This is a genomic window from Stenotrophomonas sp. 71799_Sma (assembly GCF_056482505.1).
Window position 1 is genome coordinate 4,485,922 of sequence record NZ_CM151202.1, and the last position, 18,418, is coordinate 4,504,339.

At 65.7% G+C, this 18,418-nt stretch carries 21 protein-coding genes and 2 tRNA genes; 6 read left to right on the plus strand and 17 right to left on the minus strand.

Features of this window, described 5'->3' with window-relative positions; translation table 11 throughout:
* Positions 1–43: 43 nt before the first annotated feature.
* Together ACZK4Z_RS20710 and ACZK4Z_RS20715 are read right to left on the minus strand one after the other, a co-directional pair.
* Positions 44–253: a (2Fe-2S)-binding protein gene (locus ACZK4Z_RS20710; RefSeq protein ID WP_005411309.1), complete on the minus strand. Its 210-nt coding sequence runs from the start codon at positions 251–253 to the stop codon at positions 44–46.
* A 108-nt stretch (positions 254–361) separates the two neighbouring features.
* Positions 362–982 carry an RNA pyrophosphohydrolase gene (locus ACZK4Z_RS20715; RefSeq protein WP_032127170.1) on the minus strand — a complete coding sequence of 207 codons (621 nt, stop codon included), beginning with the start codon at positions 980–982 and terminating at the stop codon, positions 362–364.
* 120 nt (positions 983–1,102) lie between these two features.
* On the opposite strand from ACZK4Z_RS20715, the gene ACZK4Z_RS20720 reads away from it, so the two are divergent.
* Both ACZK4Z_RS20720 and ACZK4Z_RS20725 read left to right on the plus strand, forming a co-directional pair.
* Positions 1,103–1,179, plus strand: a tRNA-Met gene (locus tag ACZK4Z_RS20720).
* Positions 1,180–1,234: 55 nt separating this feature from the next.
* A tRNA-Gln gene (locus ACZK4Z_RS20725) sits at positions 1,235–1,309 on the plus strand.
* Positions 1,310–1,591: 282 nt separating this feature from the next.
* Here the strand turns inward: ACZK4Z_RS20725 and rpsI are convergent.
* Positions 1,592–1,984 carry a 30S ribosomal protein S9 gene (gene rpsI / locus ACZK4Z_RS20730; protein WP_005411311.1) on the minus strand — a complete coding sequence of 131 codons (393 nt, stop codon included), beginning with the start codon at positions 1,982–1,984 and terminating at the stop codon, positions 1,592–1,594.
* 2 nt (positions 1,985–1,986) lie between these two features.
* Positions 1,987–2,415 carry a 50S ribosomal protein L13 gene (gene rplM / locus ACZK4Z_RS20735; RefSeq protein ID WP_005414692.1) on the minus strand — a complete coding sequence of 143 codons (429 nt, stop codon included), beginning with the start codon at positions 2,413–2,415 and terminating at the stop codon, positions 1,987–1,989.
* Between the two features lie 197 nt (positions 2,416–2,612).
* Here rplM and coq7 point away from each other — a divergent pair, with 197 nt between their 5' ends.
* A complete protein-coding gene (gene coq7, locus ACZK4Z_RS20740) occupies positions 2,613–3,257 on the plus strand; it encodes a 2-polyprenyl-3-methyl-6-methoxy-1,4-benzoquinone monooxygenase (RefSeq protein ID WP_032127169.1) in 645 nt (214 codons plus the stop codon).
* An 82-nt stretch (positions 3,258–3,339) separates the two neighbouring features.
* Here coq7 and ACZK4Z_RS20745 read toward each other — a convergent pair whose 3' ends face one another.
* Complete coding sequence (locus ACZK4Z_RS20745; protein WP_125895840.1) at positions 3,340–3,660, minus strand: DMT family transporter; 321 nt, start codon at positions 3,658–3,660, stop codon at positions 3,340–3,342.
* Positions 3,661–3,828: 168 nt separating this feature from the next.
* On the minus strand, positions 3,829–4,623 hold the full coding sequence (gene speD, locus ACZK4Z_RS20750) for an adenosylmethionine decarboxylase (RefSeq protein ID WP_006473908.1): 795 nt from the start codon (positions 4,621–4,623) through the stop codon (positions 3,829–3,831).
* Positions 4,624–4,772: 149 nt separating this feature from the next.
* On the opposite strand from speD, the gene crp reads away from it, so the two are divergent.
* Together crp and ACZK4Z_RS20760 are read left to right on the plus strand one after the other, a co-directional pair.
* Positions 4,773–5,462 (plus strand): cAMP-activated global transcriptional regulator CRP, encoded by a 690-nt coding sequence (crp, locus tag ACZK4Z_RS20755; RefSeq protein WP_010482649.1) that lies wholly within the window; start codon positions 4,773–4,775, stop codon positions 5,460–5,462.
* A 62-nt stretch (positions 5,463–5,524) separates the two neighbouring features.
* Positions 5,525–6,286 carry a sulfite exporter TauE/SafE family protein gene (locus tag ACZK4Z_RS20760; RefSeq protein ID WP_014038735.1) on the plus strand — a complete coding sequence of 254 codons (762 nt, stop codon included), beginning with the start codon at positions 5,525–5,527 and terminating at the stop codon, positions 6,284–6,286.
* A gap of 168 nt (positions 6,287–6,454) precedes the next feature.
* On the opposite strand, the gene ACZK4Z_RS20765 is transcribed toward ACZK4Z_RS20760, so the two are convergent.
* The 7 genes from ACZK4Z_RS20765 to ACZK4Z_RS20795 form a co-directional block, all read right to left on the minus strand.
* On the minus strand, positions 6,455–7,171 hold the full coding sequence (locus ACZK4Z_RS20765) for a haloacid dehalogenase-like hydrolase (RefSeq protein WP_125895884.1): 717 nt from the start codon (positions 7,169–7,171) through the stop codon (positions 6,455–6,457).
* On the minus strand, positions 7,168–7,962 hold the full coding sequence (gene trpC, locus ACZK4Z_RS20770; RefSeq protein WP_049401666.1) for an indole-3-glycerol phosphate synthase TrpC: 795 nt from the start codon (positions 7,960–7,962) through the stop codon (positions 7,168–7,170). Before trpC ends, ACZK4Z_RS20765 begins: the two co-directional genes overlap by 4 nt.
* 74 nt (positions 7,963–8,036) lie before the next feature.
* Entirely contained in the window at positions 8,037–9,068 is a 1,032-nt protein-coding gene (gene trpD, locus ACZK4Z_RS20775; RefSeq protein ID WP_049401667.1) for an anthranilate phosphoribosyltransferase, read from the minus strand.
* A gap of 16 nt (positions 9,069–9,084) precedes the next feature.
* The gene (locus ACZK4Z_RS20780) at positions 9,085–9,672 is read right to left on the minus strand and encodes an anthranilate synthase component II (RefSeq protein ID WP_125895885.1); all 588 of its coding nucleotides are present in this window, start codon (positions 9,670–9,672) and stop codon (positions 9,085–9,087) included.
* Between the two features lie 2 nt (positions 9,673–9,674).
* The gene (locus ACZK4Z_RS20785) at positions 9,675–10,454 is read right to left on the minus strand and encodes an SIMPL domain-containing protein (RefSeq protein ID WP_049461246.1); all 780 of its coding nucleotides are present in this window, start codon (positions 10,452–10,454) and stop codon (positions 9,675–9,677) included.
* Between the two features lie 67 nt (positions 10,455–10,521).
* Positions 10,522–11,997 carry an anthranilate synthase component I gene (gene trpE, locus ACZK4Z_RS20790; protein WP_049424043.1) on the minus strand — a complete coding sequence of 492 codons (1,476 nt, stop codon included), beginning with the start codon at positions 11,995–11,997 and terminating at the stop codon, positions 10,522–10,524.
* Between the two features lie 178 nt (positions 11,998–12,175).
* Positions 12,176–14,533 (minus strand): Tle-like phospholipase domain-containing protein, encoded by a 2,358-nt coding sequence (locus tag ACZK4Z_RS20795; protein WP_125895886.1) that lies wholly within the window; start codon positions 14,531–14,533, stop codon positions 12,176–12,178.
* 105 nt (positions 14,534–14,638) lie between these two features.
* Between ACZK4Z_RS20795 and ACZK4Z_RS20800 the strand changes: the two genes are divergently transcribed.
* Complete coding sequence (locus ACZK4Z_RS20800; protein ID WP_260467381.1) at positions 14,639–15,502, plus strand: ankyrin repeat domain-containing protein; 864 nt, start codon at positions 14,639–14,641, stop codon at positions 15,500–15,502.
* Between the two features lie 15 nt (positions 15,503–15,517).
* Here the strand turns inward: ACZK4Z_RS20800 and yegS are convergent, their stop codons facing one another.
* The 4 genes from yegS to ACZK4Z_RS20820 form a co-directional block, all read right to left on the minus strand.
* Positions 15,518–16,453 (minus strand): lipid kinase YegS, encoded by a 936-nt coding sequence (yegS, locus tag ACZK4Z_RS20805; RefSeq protein WP_032127162.1) that lies wholly within the window; start codon positions 16,451–16,453, stop codon positions 15,518–15,520.
* Positions 16,454–16,776: 323 nt separating this feature from the next.
* Positions 16,777–17,259: a GNAT family N-acetyltransferase gene (locus ACZK4Z_RS20810; protein ID WP_125895888.1), complete on the minus strand. Its 483-nt coding sequence runs from the start codon at positions 17,257–17,259 to the stop codon at positions 16,777–16,779.
* Positions 17,260–17,318: 59 nt separating this feature from the next.
* The gene (gene rpe, locus ACZK4Z_RS20815) at positions 17,319–17,993 is read right to left on the minus strand and encodes a ribulose-phosphate 3-epimerase (RefSeq protein ID WP_032127160.1); all 675 of its coding nucleotides are present in this window, start codon (positions 17,991–17,993) and stop codon (positions 17,319–17,321) included.
* Between the two features lie 30 nt (positions 17,994–18,023).
* Positions 18,024–18,353, minus strand: a complete 330-nt coding sequence (locus tag ACZK4Z_RS20820) for a J domain-containing protein (protein WP_005411327.1) — start codon at positions 18,351–18,353, stop codon at positions 18,024–18,026.
* Between the last annotated feature and the right edge of the window lie 65 nt (positions 18,354–18,418).

Sequence of the window (18,418 nt, forward strand, 5' to 3'; positions counted from 1 at the left end):
AAGGATGCGAAAGCGCGGCGTCAACGCGCCGCGAAAGAGACGATCAGGCGACCTGGGCCAGACCGAGGACCGGCAGCGGCAGATCGTGGGTGGCACGCGCCTTGGCCAGCAGATCGCCGGCCATGTCCAGGCAGGAACCGCAGGTGGCACCACAACCGGTACGCATGGTCAGTTCGGCCACCGTGCTGACGCCATGGCTGGCGGCTTCGCGGATCTGGTGGTCGGTGACTCCGTTGCAGATGCAGACGTACACAGGCGTGAACCGGGCTGACAGGCCAAGAGTGGCCTGTTGGCTATTCCAATGGAAACGAGAATGGTTGTCAATCAGAGACCTGAACCATTCTCGATACGGTTCAGCCGGTCACGTGGCCGGACCATCGCCGGTGGCCTTCTTCGGCCAGTAGCCGCGGGTCCGTGGGCGCTTGCGTGGGCGGTCATGCCCGGCGGTATGGCCCGGCATCCAGGCCTCCGCAGCGCTCTTGGGCATGGCGGTCACGCCCTGCCCGGCCACCCCGCGCGCCAACGGCGCCAGATGTCGCAAGGCGCGCGCATAGACGCCACGCTTGAACATCACCACGTGCTCCACCGGGTACCAGAAGTCCACCCAACGCCAGTGGTCAAACTCGGGTGAGTCGGTGTGGTCCAGCTTCACGTGGGACTCGTCGCCGGTCAGGCGCAGCAGGAACCAGACCTGCTTCTGGCCGATGCAGACCTGCCGCTCGTTGCGGCGGATGGCCCGCGCCGGCAGCTTGTAGCGCAGCCAGCCGGGCGTTGCCCCGAGCACTTCCACGTGCTCAGGCAGCAGGCCGGTCTCTTCCTGCAGTTCACGATACATGGCCTCGACAGGCGTCTCGTCGGTATTCATGCCACCCTGCGGGAACTGCCAGCCGTCCCGGCGCACACGTCGTGCCCAGAACACCTGGCCGTCCTGCCGCATCAGCACAATGCCGACGTTCGGTCGATAGCCGTCCGGATCGATCACGATGCGGACTCCTAAAAAATCTACTGGTCGGGACTATCCCATGCCGCCTGTCGGCCCACAAGCACGATACAAAAGTGTTGACAGGGGCGATACACATCCGCAGAATAGCGGGCTCACCAAGGCTATGTAGCTCAGCCGGTTAGAGCACAGCACTCATAATGCTGGGGTCGGTGGTTCGAGTCCACCCATAGCCACCACACTGAAAATCAAGTTGTTTTTCAGCGTGAAAAGTGAGAAAATAGTTGCACGTTTTGCCCCGTCGCCAAGCGGTAAGGCACCTGACTCTGACTCAGGCATTCGGTGGTTCGAATCCATCCGGGGCAGCCAAACAAAAAAGAAAAAAGCCTGATCGAAAGATCAGGCTTTTTTCTTTTTTGTTTGGTCACGCATCCCGCCTTATCCCCGCGCCTGTCGGCGCACCCCCTTGAACAACAAGGGGGCTCTTCTCCAGACAGAGACCGGGGTCAGGCATGCGGACCACGGGTAGTGCCGGCCGCTGGCCGGCAACCAGGAAATCCACGACCCCAGAACGACAAAAGCCCGGCCGAAGCCGGGCTTTTGCTTGTCCAACCAGCGGGCCCCCGAAGGAGCCCAACCAGGCGCGGTAGATCAGCGCTTGGAGAACTGGGTGGCGCGGCGAGCCTTGTGCAGACCGACCTTCTTACGCTCGACTTCACGGGCGTCACGGGTCATGAAGCCAGCCTTGCGCAGCTCGGACTTCAGGGTTTCGTCGTACTCGACCAGAGCACGGGCGATGCCCAGACGGATCGCACCGGCCTGGCCGGTGGTGCCGCCGCCAGCGGCGGTGACCAGGATGTCGAAGCTTTCGGTGTTCTTGGTCAGCTCGAGCGGCTGGCGCACGATCATGCGCGCGGTCTCACGACCGAAGAACTCGTCCAGCGGACGGCCATTGACGGTGATGTTGCCCGAACCCTTGCGCAGGAACACGCGAGCGGTGGAGGACTTGCGGCGGCCAGTGCCGTAGTTTTGAGTGATAGCCATGATTAGATATCCAGAACCTGCGGCTGCTGTGCGGCGTGCGGATGCTCAGTGCCGGCGTAGACCTTGAGCTTGCGGTACATCTGGCGACCCAGCGGGCCCTTCGGCAGCATGCCCTTCACGGCGATCTCGATCACGCGCTCCGGGTGGCGCTCCAGCGCCTGTGCCAGGGATTCGGTCTTCAGGTTGCCGATGTAACCGGTGAAACGGTGATACATCTTGTCCTGCAGCTTCTTGCCGGTGACGGCAATCTTTTCTGCATTGATGACGACCAGGTAGTCGCCGGTATCAACGTGCGGGGTGTAGACCGGCTTGTGCTTGCCACGCAGACGGCGGGCCAGCTCGGTGGCGAGACGGCCCAGGGTCTTGCCCTCGGCGTCGACGAGGTACCAGTCGCGCTGGACGGTCTCGTTCTTGGCAGTGAAAGTGCTCATGAAGAACTCTAGGTTAGGTCGGGCTCATTGCGGCGAAAGGCTCGCCGGAACTCTGCCACGCGTTGTGAAAAGGTGAAGCGTAAGAGGCGGGATTGTACGCAGGTCAGCCCCCCGTTGCAAGCCGGCCCTTGACCGGGTTGGCAGGGGGACGGGGTCGGGCGAGAATCGCGGGGTCTTCCGCCCCACCGTGTACCGCCATGACCGTGCTCCGCCAGATCACCCCGCTGGACCACCTGCTGACCGAGGCGCAGCGCGCCCTGGACACGGTGTTCGGCAACCCGCCGGCGGCCCGCCCCTATCCGGCTGCGGACACCGACGAGCCGGGCATGGACAGCACCGAACGCCGCCACGCGGCCGGCCTGATGCGGATCAACCACGTCGGCGAGGTCTGCGCACAGGGCCTTTACTTCGGCCAGGCGGCCGTGGCCCGCGACCCGGCCACGCGTGAACACCTGCTGGAAGCGGCCCAGGAAGAAACCGACCACCTGGCCTGGTGCGCCACCCGCCTGGGCGAACTGGACAGCCGTCCGAGCCTGTTCAACCCGCTCTGGTACGCCGGCAGCTACACCATCGGCACCCTGGCCGGGCTGCGCGGCGACGGCTGGAACCTGGGCTTCGTGGTCGAGACCGAGCGCCAGGTGGAAGCCCATCTGGACGAGCACCTGGTCGACCTGCCGGCCGGCGACCTGCGCAGCCGCGCGGTCATCGCCGTGATGAAAGAAGACGAGGCCCGCCATGCGGACCACGCCGAGCAGGCCGGCGCACGCCGCCTGCCGTTCCCGATCCCGGGCGCGATGGCGCTGGCTTCCAAGGTCATGAAGACCATCGCCTACCGCATTTGACCGGGGCGCCCCACCAACGGTGGGGGCCTCCCCAAGGGCACGGTGGGCCCGACGGTGGGGCCCGACCGTTGGTCGGGCCGCCTTAGTTGGGCGAGACCAGCTTCAGGCCGATCACACCGGTCACGATCAGGCCCACGCAGGCCAGGCGGGCCGGCGATGCGCTGTCGTTGAACAGGTAGATGCCCAGCACCGCCACGCCCATGGCGCCGATACCGGTCCAGATCGCGTAGGCGGTACCGACCGGGATGCTCTTCATCGCCTGGCTCATCAGGTACAGGCTGATCAGCGCGGACACGACCGTGGCAGCGGTGGGAAGGGGTTTGCTGAAGCCTTCGGAGTACTTCATTCCGAGGGCGAAACCGATCTCGAACAGGCCGGCCAGCAGCAGGTAGATCCAGGGCATGGGTGGGGGCTCCTTACCTTTTTTGAGAAAAACGAAACGGCCCGGTGTTTTCACACCGGGCCGTGGGTCGGTACATCACCGTGGAACTGTAACGCGTGCGGGGCACTGGTTCCACGGGGCGGGTCGTCCCGCCTGGGCGGCGATGCCTGCGGGCATCGCACATGGGGCTTACTCGGACAGGTTCCGGCCGTGGAACAGCTCTTCGATCTCGCGCTTGAGCAGCGCTTCGATCTTCATGCGCTCCTTGAACGACAGGTTCTTGGCCTTTTCCTCGAACAGGTACTGGTCCAGGTCGAAGTCCTTCAGGTGCATCTTCGTGTGGAAGATGTTTTCCTGGTAGACGTTGACGTCGAACATCTCGTAACGCGACTTGATGTTCTTGGCCAGGAAGTTCTGGATCGAGTTGATCTTGTGATCGATGTAGTGCTTCTTGCCCTTCACATCGCGGGTGAAGCCACGGACGCGGTAGTCCATGATCACGATGTCCGACTCGAGGCTTTCGATCAGGTAGTTCAACGCCTTCAACGGCGAAATGACGCCGCAGGTGGCCACGTCGATGTCGGCGCGGAAGGTGGCGATACCTTCCTGCGGGTGCGTTTCCGGATAGGTGTGCACGGTGATGTGCGACTTGTCCATGTGCGCGACCACGGCATCGGAGATCAGCTCCTTGCCGGCCTGCTTCTTGTCGATCACCGGTTCTTCGGAGATCAGGATGGTCACCGAGGCACCCTGCGGATCGTAGTCCTGGCGGGCCACGTTCAGGATGTTGGCGCCGATGATCTCGGCGACATCGGTCAAGATTTGAGTCAGCCTGTCGGCGTTGTACTCTTCATCGATGTATTCAATGTAACGCTGACGCTCCTCTTCGGTGCGCGCGTAACACACGTCATAGATGTTGAAGCTCAGCGCCTTGGTGAGGTTGTTGAAACCCTGCAGCCTCAGGCGAGGCAACGGCTTGACCACGGCGGTCGATTCCTGTGTAAGAAGGGAAAGGGGGAATTATGGGGCAAACTGTCCCCGGGGGGAACGTGAAGAGCGCTCACATCTGGCACACTGTTTGCCCTTAACAATTGCGCTGGTTAAGCTCCGCTATCGACCCCGTGAATCCGTTCATGCGCAGAGGGAGCGCTCCTATCGTGTCAACCGTGCGCCTAGCTAGCAGTCCACTGGCCCTGGATATCGCCACAATCGATCGTTTCCTGGCGCACAGCCACAGGCGGCGATACCCCACCCGTACCGACGTCTTCCGACCCGGTGACCCGGCGGGAACCCTGTATTACGTCATCAGCGGCTCGGTTTCGATCATGGCCGAGGAAGATGACGATCGCGAGCTGGTGCTGGGCTACTTCGGTGCCGGCGAGTTCGTCGGCGAGATGGGCCTGTTCGTTGAATCGGACCGCCGCGAGGTGATCCTGAGGACCCGTACCGCCTGCGAGCTGGCCGAAATCAGCTACGAGCGCCTGCACCAGCTGTTCCTCGGCCCGCTGTCGGCCGATGCCCCGCGCCTGCTCTACGCGCTGGGCCAGCAGATCTCCAAGCGCCTGCTCGACACCAGCCGCAAGGCCAGCCGCCTGGCATTCCTGGACGTTACCGACCGGATCGTGCGCACCCTGCACGACCTGGCGCAGGAGCCGGAGGCGATGAGCCATCCGCAGGGCAGCCAGCTGCGCGTCTCGCGCCAGGAACTGGCCCGCCTGGTCGGCTGCTCGCGCGAAATGGCCGGCCGCGTGCTGAAGAAGCTGCAGACCGATGGCCTGTTGCACGCCCGCGGCAAGACCGTGGTGCTGTACGGCACCCGTTGATCGTTGAGCACCCGGTGGGTGCGGACCTTGGTCCGCACTCTTTCACGCGCTAGGCTCGGTGCATGGAACTGAGCAGCGCATTCTGGTGGTTCATCCTCATCGGCCTGGGCGCCCAGCTGGTGGACGGCGCGCTGGGCATGGCGTTCGGCCTGGTGTCGTCGTCGGTGATGCTGGCCATGGGCATTCCGCCCGCGCAGGCCAGTGCAGCCATCCACACCGCCGAGGTGTTCACTACTGGCGCCTCCGGCGTGTCGCATCTGGTCGCCGGCAATGTCGATAAGCGCCTGTTCCTGCGCTTGGCGCTGCCCGGCGCCGTAGGCGGCGCCGTGGGTGCCTACGGCCTGACCCAGCTGCCCGGCGAGGTGATCCGCCCGCTCATCTACCTGTACCTGCTGGTGCTGGCCATCATCATCCTGGCACGTGCCGCCGGCCGCCTGATGCCCAAGGGCGAGGTCAAGCGGGTGCCCGTGCTGGGCTTCGTGGCCGGCTTCCTGGATGCCAGCGGCGGGGGCGGCTGGGGGCCGGTGGCCACCTCCACCCTGCTGGCCCGCGGCGGCCAGGCACGCACCACCATCGGCACGGTGAACGCGGCCGAGTTTGTGGTCACCCTGACAGTTTCAGCAACGTTCCTGCTGTCGATGGGGCTGCATCACCTGCAGATCGTGGCCGGCCTGCTGATCGGCGGCATGATGGCCGCGCCGGTGGCCGCACTGCTGGTGAAGCGCCTGAAGGAGCGCTGGGTGCTGGTGGCCGTGGGCGTGCTGGTGCTGGGCATCAGCCTGTTCCAGATCGGGCATGCGCTGACCGGGTATCTGGCGCGCTGAGCGCTCGCCGGGCATGGCCCGGCGCTAGCTGCACGGGATTCGGTAGTGCCGGCCGCTGGCCGGCAACCCCGCAAGCCCTTCCGCAATCATGAAGTTGCCGGCCAGCGGCCGGCACTACCGGGTCGCAGCCCGGCACTCCGTCATCCCATCCCCGGCGGATTCCGCGCGTTACGCCTTGTCACCGCCGCGGTCCACGCAGCCCCAGTTGAGGATGCGGGTGCCGGCCGGCAGCACGCGGCGGAAGAAGTCCACCCTGCCCGGCTTCGGGTTCACCACCACCGGCGCCTTGGCGGCCAGCAGCAGCGGCAGGTCGGCGGTGCTGTCGGAGTAGGCGATATCGATGTCGCCGTAGCCGCGCTCGCGCAGCATGCGCATCTTCTCTTCGTTGTGGCAGTGGCGGGTCGGGCCGACGCCACCCAGCCGTGGGCCGACCTCGGTGCCGATCACCGGTACGTCCTGGTGGGCGACGAAGGTCAGGATCGCGCGTGCCAGCTCTGGTGGCGCGCCCGTGGCAACCACCACGCGGTCACCCTTGGCCCGGTGCGCTGCGAACACCTCCAGCGCCTGTGGCAGCAGCTTGGCGCGCATCTGCGCCTCGTTGCGCAGCACATAGGCGTCGATCACCTTGTTGAAATCGCGCGCACGGTGCAGGCCGAAGCTGCCGATCCACACATAGACCGAAATGCCGGTACGGCGGGTCGGCAGCAGCGCCACCATCGGCCCGGCGATCGGCGTGACCAGCAGCGCCGCCAGCATGCGCAGCGGGTTGCGCTTGATCAGCGAAGCGAACAGGTGAGTACCCGAATCGCCATCGTAGAGGGTGTGGTCGAAATCGAAGACCACCAGCGGCGCATCGTCGCGCGGCGTCGGATAGTGCGTTTTCATGCCGCGAAGAATAGCTGACGCAGGCCCTCGCCCGGCTCTTCCACGCGCATGAAGGCTTCGCCCACCAGGAACGAGTGGATGCCGGCATCGCGCATCAGCGCCACGTCCTGCGGACCGAGGATGCCGCTCTCGGTGACCAGCAGGCGATCGCGCGGCACCGCCTTCTGCATGTCCAGCGTGGTCTGCAGCGACACCTCGAAGGTGCGCAGGTTGCGGTTGTTGATGCCGATCATCGGTGCCGGTACCTGCAGCGCACGCTCCAGCTCGTCGATGTCGTGCACTTCCACCAGTACGTCCATGCCCAGCGACATCGCCAGTTCGGACAGCGTGGCCAACTGCGTGTCGTCCAGCGCAGCGACGATCAGCAGGATGCAGTCGGCACCCAGCACGCGCGCCTCGTACACCTGGTAGGCGTCGATCACGAAGTCCTTGCGCAGCACCGGCAGCGTGCAGGCCTCACGGGCCTGCTGCAGGTAGGCATCGGCACCCTGGAAGAAGTCCACATCGGTCAGCACCGACAGGCAGCTGGCGCCGCCGAACTCATAGCTGACGGCGATGTCGGCTGGGCGGAAATCCGGGCGGATCACACCCTTGGACGGGCTGGCCTTCTTCACCTCGGCGATCACCGCCGGATCGCCGTTGGCCACTGCCGCCTGCAGCGCGCGCACGAAGCCACGTACCGGCGGGGCGCTGGCCACGGCGGCCTGCAGGTCCTCGAGGGGACGCTGGGCACGGCGCTGGGCCACTTCTTCGGCCTTGCGGGCCAGGATCGTCTGCAGGATGTCGCTCATCGTCTTCGATTCGGTGCGGGGGCGGTGAGGACGGCCATTATCGGCCATCAAGAGGGTCAGGCTGAACCGCGCGCTCAGGCAACCAGCGCGCGGGTGGTCTCTACATACTGCTGCAGGCGCTGGCGGGCGCTGCCGTTGGCGATGGCGGCACGGGCACGGGCCAGGCCGTCGCCGATGTCGCTGGCCACGCCGGCCACGTACAGCGCGGCGCCGGCGTTCAGGGCCACGATGTCCAGCGCCGGACCGGGCTGGTTGTCCAGCACGGCGCGCAGCATGGCAATGGACTGCTCCGGGCCATCCACGCGCAGGTTGCGGCTGGCCGACATCGCGATGCCGAAGTCTTCCGGGTGGATCTCGTACTCGCGTACCTTGCCGTCGCGCAGCTCGCCCACCAGGGTACCGGCGCCCAGCGAGATCTCGTCCATGTTGTCGCGGCCCCAGACCACCATGGCGCGCTCGGTGCCCAGCTCGCGCAGCACGCGTGCCTGGATACCCACTAAATCCGGGTGAAACACGCCCATCAGCACCGACGGTGCGCTGGCCGGGTTGGTCAGCGGGCCAAGGATGTTGAAGATGGTACGCACGCCCATCTCGCGGCGGACCGGCGCGACCACCTTCATCGACGGGTGATGGATCGGCGCGAACATGAAACCGATGCCGGTCTGTTCGATGGCCGCGGCCACCTGCGCCGGCTGCAGCTCGATGGCCGCACCCAGTGCTTCGACTGCATCGGCGCTGCCGGACTTGGACGACACGCTGCGGTTGCCATGCTTGGCCACGCGCGCACCGGCCGCGGCCGCGACGAACATCGCGCAGGTGGAGATGTTGAAGGTGTGCGAGCCATCGCCGCCGGTGCCGACGATGTCGACCAGGTGGGTGGTATCGGCCACCGGCACCGCCAGCGCGAATTCACGCATGACCGTGGCCGCAGCGGCGATCTCGTCGATGGTTTCCTTCTTCACGCGCAGGCCAGTGAGGATGGCGGCAGTCATCATCGGCGAGACATCGCCGCGCATGATCTGCCGCATCAGGTCGACCATCTCGTCGAAGAAGATTTCGCGGTGCTCGATGGTGCGTTGCAGGGCTTCCTGGGGGGAGAAGCTCATGGGAATGCTCCTGGGATCAGGCGGCCGGACGCTGCAGGAAATTGCGCAGCAGGGCATGGCCGTGTTCGGTGAGGATGGATTCGGGGTGGAACTGAACGCCCTCCACCGGGAACTGGCGGTGGCGCAGGCCCATGATCTCTTCGATCGAGCCGTCGTCGTTCTCGGTCCAGGCGGTCACTTCCAGCACCTCGGGCAGGCTGTTCTTGTCCACCACCAGCGAGTGGTAGCGGGTGGCCTGGTAACGGTCCGGCAGGCCGGCGAACACGCCCTTGCCTTCATGGCGGATCGGCGAGGTCTTGCCATGCATGATGTTGCCGGCGCGGATGACCGTACCGCCGTAGACCTGGCCGATGCCCTGGTGGCCCAGGCACACGCCGAGGATCGGCGTGGTCGGGCCCAGGCGCTGGATGAGTTCCAGCGACACGCCCGCTTCGTTGGGCGTGCACGGGCCGGGCGAAATGACGATGCGCTCAGGCTTCTGCGCGGCGATCTCGTCCACGCTCATCGCATCGTTGCGCACCACCTTCACCTCGGCGCCCAGCGTCTGCAGGTACTGCACGAGGTTGTAGGTGAAGCTGTCGTAGTTGTCGATCATCCACAACATGGTCAGGTTCCGTCGCTTATCAGGAAAATGGCGTATACGTTTTCGGTGTAGGTGATGGGGCCGGCTTCGATGGATTCGCGCAGGCGTGAGCCGGTGGTCTCGATCATGTCCATCTGCGCCGCAGGTGACGGCGGCGATGGCGGTGTCACCATGTCGTCGCTTCTGGGCCAATTGCCCGCCTGCACGCCATAGGCGAAGTTCGGCGCCACATCAGAGATGCTGTACAGCCCGCGCAGCTTCGTGCCGTAGGCATTGGCAAGGCCCTGCGCGGATTGGCGCGTCGACGCGGCGGCCTCACCCTTGAGTTCGCGCCGCAGCGCCACTTCGCCCGAGTAGGTCGGGGCCACGCTGCTGACCTGCAGGTTCTCGTTGGCCTTCAGTGCACCCAGCACGTCCTGCATCGCCTTCACGCTGGCGAAGCTGGCACGCAGCTGGCGCGACACGCGGGTGCCGACGAAGACCTGCCGGTTCTGCTCATAGCGCGTGGCCGGGCCGATCCGCAGATTGTCCGCACGCACGCTGCCCTCCACCGCCTTGTGCTGCTTGAACAGCGCCAGCACGCGCGCGACGTTGTCCTGCACGCGGCGGCGCGCGGCGTCGGCATCCATGTCGGTCTCTTCGATATTCAACTGCAGGCCGAACCGGTCGGGCATCACCTCGCGGCGCGCCTCGCCCTTCACCAGCAGGTGCGGCTGCGAGGGAATGGTGTTGGCCTGCGCCCACGCAGACGGGGCCATCGTGGCCAGCAGTGACGACCACAGCAATGCGCTCAGCAGCTTCATGCGGTACTCCTTGTCTTGAACGGGAACGGCGGAACGACCACGGCGCAGCGGCCGTGGCGAGGCAGGCTTACAGGCCCTTGGCGGCCTGGGCGACGGCGCGGAACAGCGCGCGGCCCTTGTTCATCGTCTCGTCCCATTCCTTGTCCGGGTCCGAGTCGTAGACGATGCCGGCGCCGGCCTGCACATACAGGCGGCCGTCCTTGATCACCGCGGTGCGGATCGCGATCGCGGTATCGGCATCGCCATGCCAGCCGATGTAGCCGATGCTGCCGGCGTAGACATTGCGCTTGATCGGTTCCAGCTCGCGGATCACTTCCAGCGCGCGGATCTTCGGCGCACCGCTGACCGTGCCGGCCGGGAAGGTGGCACGCAGCACGTCGGCATAGCTCAGGCCCGGCTGCAGCTGCCCGGTCACTTCGCTGACGATGTGCATGACGTGGCTGTAGCGCTCGATCACGAACTGCTCGCCCACTTCCACGGTGCCGGCCTTGGACACGCGACCGGCATCGTTACGGCCGAGGTCGATCAGCATCAGGTGCTCGGCGCGCTCCTTCGGATCGGCCAGCAACTCGGCTTCCAGCGCCAGGTCCTGTTCGACAGTGGCACCGCGCGGCCGGGTGCCAGCGATCGGGCGCACCGTCACTTCGCCATCCTGCAAACGCACCAGGATTTCCGGCGAGGAACCGACCACCTGCAGGTCGCCGACATCAAGGAAATACATGTAGGGCGACGGGTTCAGTGCACGCAGCGCACGGTACACATCCACCGGGCGCGCTTTGAACGGCACGCTCAGGCGCTGGCTCAGCACCACCTGGAAGATGTCGCCGGCACGGATGTATTCCTTGCTGCGCTGGACCGCATCGACGAAGCCTTCGCGGGTGAACCCGGAGACGAAATCGGACTCGTCCAGCACGTCGCTGTTGAGCGGTGCGGGATAGCCGGCCCCCGGTGCGCGCAGCTTGGCGGTCAATGCATCCAGGCGTGCCTGGGCCTGCTCGAACGCACCCTCGACACGCGGGTCGGCATGCACGATCAGGTACAGCCGGCCCTTGAGGTTGTCGAACACCGCCAGCTCGTTGGAATCCAGCAGCAGGATGTCCGGCGTGCCCAGCTCATCGCGGCCAGCCGGCGGGGCCAGGCGCGGCTCGATGTAGCCGATGCACTCGAAGCCGAACCAGCCAACCAGGCCACCGGTGAAGCCCGGCAGGCCTTCCAGCTTGGGCACCGAGTGGGCGCTGCGCAGCGCCTCGACTTCGGCGAACGGGTCGGCCACCTCGCGGGTGTCCACCACCTGGCCGTCTTCGCGCACGGTCAGCGTGTGGCCATGGAAGGCATACACGCGGCGCGCCGGCAGGCCGATGATCGAGTAACGACCAAAGCGCTCGCCGCCTTCGACGGATTCAAACAGGTAGGTATTGGGGCCGTCGGCGAGCTTCAGATAGACCGAAAGCGGCGTGTCCAGGTCGGACAGCACTTCACGGACGACGGGAATATGGGTGTGGCCTTCAGCGGCCTGCAGCTGAAACTGAGCGTGCGAGTTCAAGACGACTTTCCTTCCGGGACACAGCGTTATGGGGGCGGACGACGGCAACGGGCCACCATCGCCACCAACGGCGTGCGGAAGAAAGGGTATGCGGGGTCGTCAGGCTGGACACCCCTTGACTGTATCGCAGCCGGGGCGGGAGGGGAACCCCGTCGCGGCGTCGCGGTTCATTCGGCCATTAGCCCATCCGCCGGGCGTTCTCCTGGGCCTCCAGCCCCTGTTGCTGGGCCAGTCCGGCTGCCGTCGCCTGTTCGCGACCGGTGTTCAGGGCGTCAACCTGCGCCGTGCTCACGGCCAGCGACTGGGCCATGCCGGCCGCCACGTCCACATGCGCATGTCGGCGGTGGGCCGCCTGCAGATCCGGGGTGTCGACCGCGAATGCCCGCGTGCGGTCGTCACTGAGCAGCACATGGGAGATGGCCTGCAACCCTTCGCGCTTGGCCTGCACAGCCAACGCCCCGGCCAGCTGATCGCTCTGCAGGTTCGGGATGCGGCCATGTGCCACATCGAGGCCGTGCACGCCGGTCTGCGCGCCCTTGAACAGATGGAAATCGATGTGCCCCGGATCGTTCAGCGCGGGTATCTTCGCGCCCCCCTCCTGCAGCTGCGCATGCGGCCGTCCAAGCAGCTTGCGCGCGGCCGCCTCCTGGCTCGCGATTGCCGCGTCGAGACTGGGGTTCATCGTCTCGCTCATGCCATGCCGGTCCACCGACTCCCCCATGGTCGCACTGCCGCGCCCGATCACCCACGACGTCTTGGCCAGGTTGACCAGGTTCTGCGGCAGTGCCGGCGTGGGCAGGTGCGTGGCAATGCCCTTGTTGGCCATCGCGCCCAGCCCGACGGTGCCGGCCAGCACGGCCGGCGCCTGCGAGGTCAGCCCGGTGATCTGATGGCTGCTCCAGTTCATGCCCATGTGGAAAGTCGCGCCGTACACGGCATAGCCGTTGCGCAGCCCATTGGCCACGCCATGCACGCCCTGCTGCAGCTGGCCGCCCAGATGATGGCCGCCGGCACGGATGCGGCCGGCATCCGCCGCCGCTTCACGGGTGGCTTCACGGGCCTTGGTTTCGTGTTGATTGCGCGCCGCATCACCGTGCTCACGCATCTGTCTGGCCATGTCGTCGGCACCGAGCGCACCCAGCACGCTGGCCCCGATGTTCCAGCCGTAACTGCCCTTGGCCTGCACGCGGTGGCTGACCGATTCGACCAGACCCTGCAGCTCGCGCCCCTTGGCAATGACCGTCGCACCGCCTTCGATGCCCACCCGCATGCTCTTGCCACCGTAGTCGACCACGGTGCCGATCGCATTTCCCTGCAGGGTCGACGCACGCTCGACGGCCACGCCGGACAAGCTCATGCCCCGGCCCGCCAGCGCGCCGACCTGCTCGACATGTTCACCGGCAACCCGTCCGGCACGCATGCCGCGCGCACCTGCGATCAGCACCTCGGCCAGCGGGCCACCGTATTCGGCAAGCTGGCTTGGCGCTTCTCGATGGCGGCGATCCACCACCTTTCCGTTCACTTCGGTCTTGGCGTCCAGCAACAGTTCCATCCTGCCCGCGGCCACCGGAACATTGCGCAATGCCTCTGCCCCGGATTTCGACGCCAGCTGGTCAACCAGCTGGGCCGTGGCCGTCTGCGCACCCGCCGGCATCATCTCCTGCAGCTTGCGGGTAACCATCTGCTGCACGCCGGGCTGACGCAGCAGCTGGCTGGTCTCGCTGGCCAACAGGCCAAAGCCCTGCCGGTGATGCTCGTTGAGCCGCTTCAATCCATTCTGCACATCGTTGAGCACTTCACCCGAGGTCTGGTAGGTGTGCACCGTGTCGCGCGTGTTGAACACCGGCAATCCGTGGGATTTCGCGTAGCGATCGGCGGTGGCCGGATGCAGCCCCGCCGAATTGAAGGTGGTCGCACGTACACCGGTAACCGCCGAAGCGGCAGAGGCCATGCCGCCGCCAAGCGAATGACCGGCAAGTTCAAACTGGGTACCAGAGGTCTTCAAGCGACTCGCCAGTGCCATGGCCCGATCGTAGTAGTCGCTCTGCATGCCTACGCCCTGGCGTCCATTGTTGAGGAAATCCTCGCCTCCGGACTCACGCCGCCCGCCTTTCGCCCGGGGATCGATGATTTCGCCCGTTGAGCCCTTGAACACCAGCACCGGCTTGGCGTCATCACCGAACACCCTTTTGTCCGGAATGTAGATCTCTGCGCGAAAACCCGAGTCGTTCGGCCGCATCAGCTTCTTCAGGTCGGCCGCTCCCAGGCTGATGCCCGCCGCTTTGAGTGTGTCCGGGTCGGTCACGGCACTGGCTCGCGTCCACCCGACCGGCGGCTCACCTTTGCCCTTTGCCGAGGCATACACATCACCAGCAAGCGAACCCAGCTCGCGGGCGTGATAGGTCTCGCGCAAGCGCGCCGCCTCGGTGGCATGTCCACCTCCCTGCAGTTGCTCGACCAGGTGCTGCTGCGCCTGGACGCTCTTGGCGCGGGCCTGCAACAGGCGTTCCTGCTGCTCGGGATCGTGACCGCTCATGGCAGACTCCATTGCTCATCAGTGAAGACACGGTCATCCAGGACCTGCTGGAATGACCACGGCCAACGCTATCATCCCCCGAACGCGTCCATGTCAAGGGATCACATGCACCGTCACCCTCACAGTTCCTTTACGCCATTTTCCTGCCTGGCGCTGATGCTGCTGATGCTGCTGAGCGCCTGCGCGCGCACGTCTTCACATGGCGCGGAGCGCTATTTCGAGGGCAAGGCACTTGAACTGGCCATCGCCGCCGAACAGGGTGATGCAGCGACGATCACGCGCCTGATCAAGACCGAAGGCGTGAACCCCGACAAGGAGTTCTCGAAGCAGGATGGCATTCCGCTCATCGCGTGGCCGTTGCGCGCACAGAACCTGGAAGGCCTGCGCGCGATGCTCGACAACGGCGCCGACCCGAATGCACGGCGTATTGAAACGCTGGACGGCGAGACGTTCCGCCACAACAACGCCATGGTCTATGCCGCGAAGATGGACGATCCGCGCTACCTGGCCCTGCTGCTGGATCATGGCGGCGACCCGGACACGCGCACCTCCAACACCGAAACGCTGCTGTTCCAGGCTTTCATTTCCGGCAACCTGTGGAAGAACATCCAGCTGCTGGTGGAGCGAGGCGCGCACGTCAACGAATCCAACATCGGCCAGGCCGATACCGTTCTCAGCTGGTACACCGGCCGTGGCGGCTTCGAGCAGGCTTACTGGCTGCTTGAGCATGGCGCGGACCCCACGATTGCATCGCCGTCATCGGCGCAACCGGGCGCGCCCGATCGGATGGCCATGGTCGAAGCCATCTACTGGGAAATCGCCACACCGGACCTGCTGCCCTGGCAGAAGAAGTGCCAGCAGTGGCTGATCGATCACGGCATTGCCCGGCCGCCGCTGCCGCAGTACATCCGCGAGAAGCGCGAAGCATTCGGCTTCCCGGCGAAGGAGCAGGACATACCGCCGTTGTAGGAGTTCCGGTCCGGCTCAGCGCGGCTCGGACAACAGTGCACAGCCCACGGGCAGGTGCATCCGCACCCTGCCCGGTACGCACGCGATGCGGAACTGGCGCGCCTGTACCGGTTCGCCGTCCAGGTTGAGCGTCAACGGACGCTCGGATTCCACCTGCAGCCACGGCAGGCGCGCGCGCGTCGCCAGTTGTTCCAGCGCGGCCTGGGTGCCGGACTTCAGCATCTGGCCGAGCGTGGCGGTGACTTCACCTTCCAGCTCCGGAAGCACCGTCACGTCCAGCTGCCCATCATCGATCAGCGCCTGCGGGCACAATTGCTGGCCACCACCGGCCTGGCGGCCATTGCCGATGCCGAGCGCGATGAAGTCGCCTTCCCACGCGAAATCCGGGCCCGACAGGCGCGCATGGATCGGCTCGATCCGCCCCAGCTTGGCAATGCCGGTGATCACGTAGGCCAGCCCGCCCAGCATCTTCTTCAGGCCGGCATCGGTCTCCACCGTCACCTGCGTGCCGAAGCCACCGCTGGCGAGGTTGGCGCACCACCATTGCGTGCCATCGGCGTCCACGCGCAGCAGATCGATGGCATGCGGCGTGGCCTGCCCGATCAAGGCCAAGGCTGCCTTCGGCTCGGTCGGGATGCCGGCCGCAGTCGCGAAGTCATTGGCGGTCCCCATCGGGATCAGCGCCAGCGAGGGCAACGCATCTGCCGGCTCCTCACGATGCGCCAGTGTCTCGGCCACCGCGCTGAGCGTGCCGTCGCCACCGGCGGCCACGATCACGTCCACGCCATGATCGATCGCCTCGGCCACGTAGCGTTCGGCGTCACCGTCTTCCCAGGTCACCCGCACTTCCAGCTGCACGCCCTGCCCACGCCAATGACCGACCGCGTCGCGCAGCTCGTCATTGCCTGCGGATTTTCCGTTGAGGATCAGGCGCCAGCGCGGGGTGGTCATGCGGTGCTTCCAGGACGGGGGTGGCACAGGCTAGCAATGCGCCGTTTGTCCGCAGTGAATGTCACGCAGGTGTCATTCAGCTGCTGGAGAATGGAAGGCCATAGCAGGGACGACGGATGGAGGCAGGATCAGCCTCCCACGCATGCAGCGAGGCCACGCCAGTGATTGGCGTGGCTTTTTTTTTGGTGCGTAGGGAGTGCGAACCAAGGTTCGCACCCACCGGGTTGCGGTTCGCGCACACCGGGCTGCGGTTCGCACACACCGGGTTGCGGTTCGCGCACACCAGGTGGGTAGATCCACGCCATGCGTGGATGCACTTCGCCTCAACCGTTGGCGAAATCGTGCAATGCCTGGCCCTGCAGCCGGTACACGGTCCACTCGTCCTGCGGCGTGGCGCCAGCGGCGGTGTAGAACTCGATGGCCGGGGTATTCCAGTCCAGCACCGACCATTCGAAACGACTGCAACCTTCGGCCACGGCCTGGCGTGCGATGTACTTCAGCAGCGCCTTGCCGGCACCGGCGCCGCGCTTTTCCTGGCTGACATACAGGTCTTCCAGGTAGATGCCCTTGCGGCCCAACCAGGTGGAGTAGTTGTAGAAATACACCGCATAGCCGATCGCTTCGCCGTCGACTTCGCAGATCAGCGCGCGGGCCGTGGCATCGGCACCGAACAAGCTTTCGGCGATGCCGATCTCGTCGGTCTGCACCGAATGCTCGGCCTTCTCGTAGATGGCCAGTTCGCGGATGAAATGCAGGATCAGACCGGCATCGGCCACAGTGGCCGGACGGATGTTCAACAGAGCCATGGGCGGAAAAGGGAGACGGAGGGAATCAGGCGAGCTTAATCCCCTCCGTCCCTTTTTTGTCAGCGTGCCGCAGCGACATTCGCGCGCATCTGCGCGATCACGTCCTGGTAGCTGGTCTTGGCGTTGAAGATGGCCGAACCGGCGACGAAGGTGTCGGCGCCGGCAGCGGCGATCTCGCCGATGTTGTCGGCCTTCACGCCGCCGTCGATCTCCAGGCGGATGTCCTTGCCGCTGGCATCGATCATCTTGCGCACCACGCGCAGCTTGTCCAGCGCCGAGGGAATGAAGGCCTGGCCGCCGAAGCCCGGGTTGACCGACATCAGCAGCACCAGGTCCAGGTCGTCCAGCACCCAGTCGAGGATGTCCACCGGGGTGGCCGGATTGAGCACGATGCCCGGCTTGCAGCCCAGCGAGCGGATCAGCTGGATGGTGCGGTGCACGTGGCGGCTCGCTTCCGGGTGGAAGCTGATGTAGGTGGCACCGGCTTCGGCGAAGTCCGGGATGATGCGGTCCACCGGCTCGACCATCAGGTGCACGTCGATCGGCGCGGTCACGCCGTGCTTGCGCAGCGCCTGGCAGACCATCGGGCCGATGGTCAGGTTCGGCACGTAATGGTTGTCCATCACGTCGAAGTGGACCCAGTCCGCGCCGGCGGCGAGGACGTTGTCGACTTCCTCGCCGAGGCGGGCGAAGTTGGCGGACAGGATGGAGGGGGCGATGAGGCAGTTGGACATGGCCGGGCCTTGCAACGGTAGGAAAGAGGGTCAGCGCTTGCGCAGGGTCTTGATGCGGTCGTAGGCGGCATTGATCCGCCGCGACTTCTGCTCGGCCTGCTGCTGCAGCTCGGGGGCGGCGCCGCCGAGCTTGTCGGGGTGGTACTGCGAGATCAGCTTGCGGTAGGCGCGCTCGACCTCGGCATCGGTGGCCTCGGAGGTCAGCCCCAGCTCCCGGTACGGGTTCTCCTTGTTCAGGCGGAACCAGTCCGAATCGAAGGCATGGCCGATCAACAGGCCGACCACCGCGCCAAACAACGGATTGGGCCGGAACAGCAGGGCGCCGGCGATGAATCCGAGCAGTTTTCCGTACCAGCGCATGGCGCTCCGGGGTCGGCCGACGAAATGGACGCTCATTTTACGTCACAGCGGGCCCGGACGGCTTT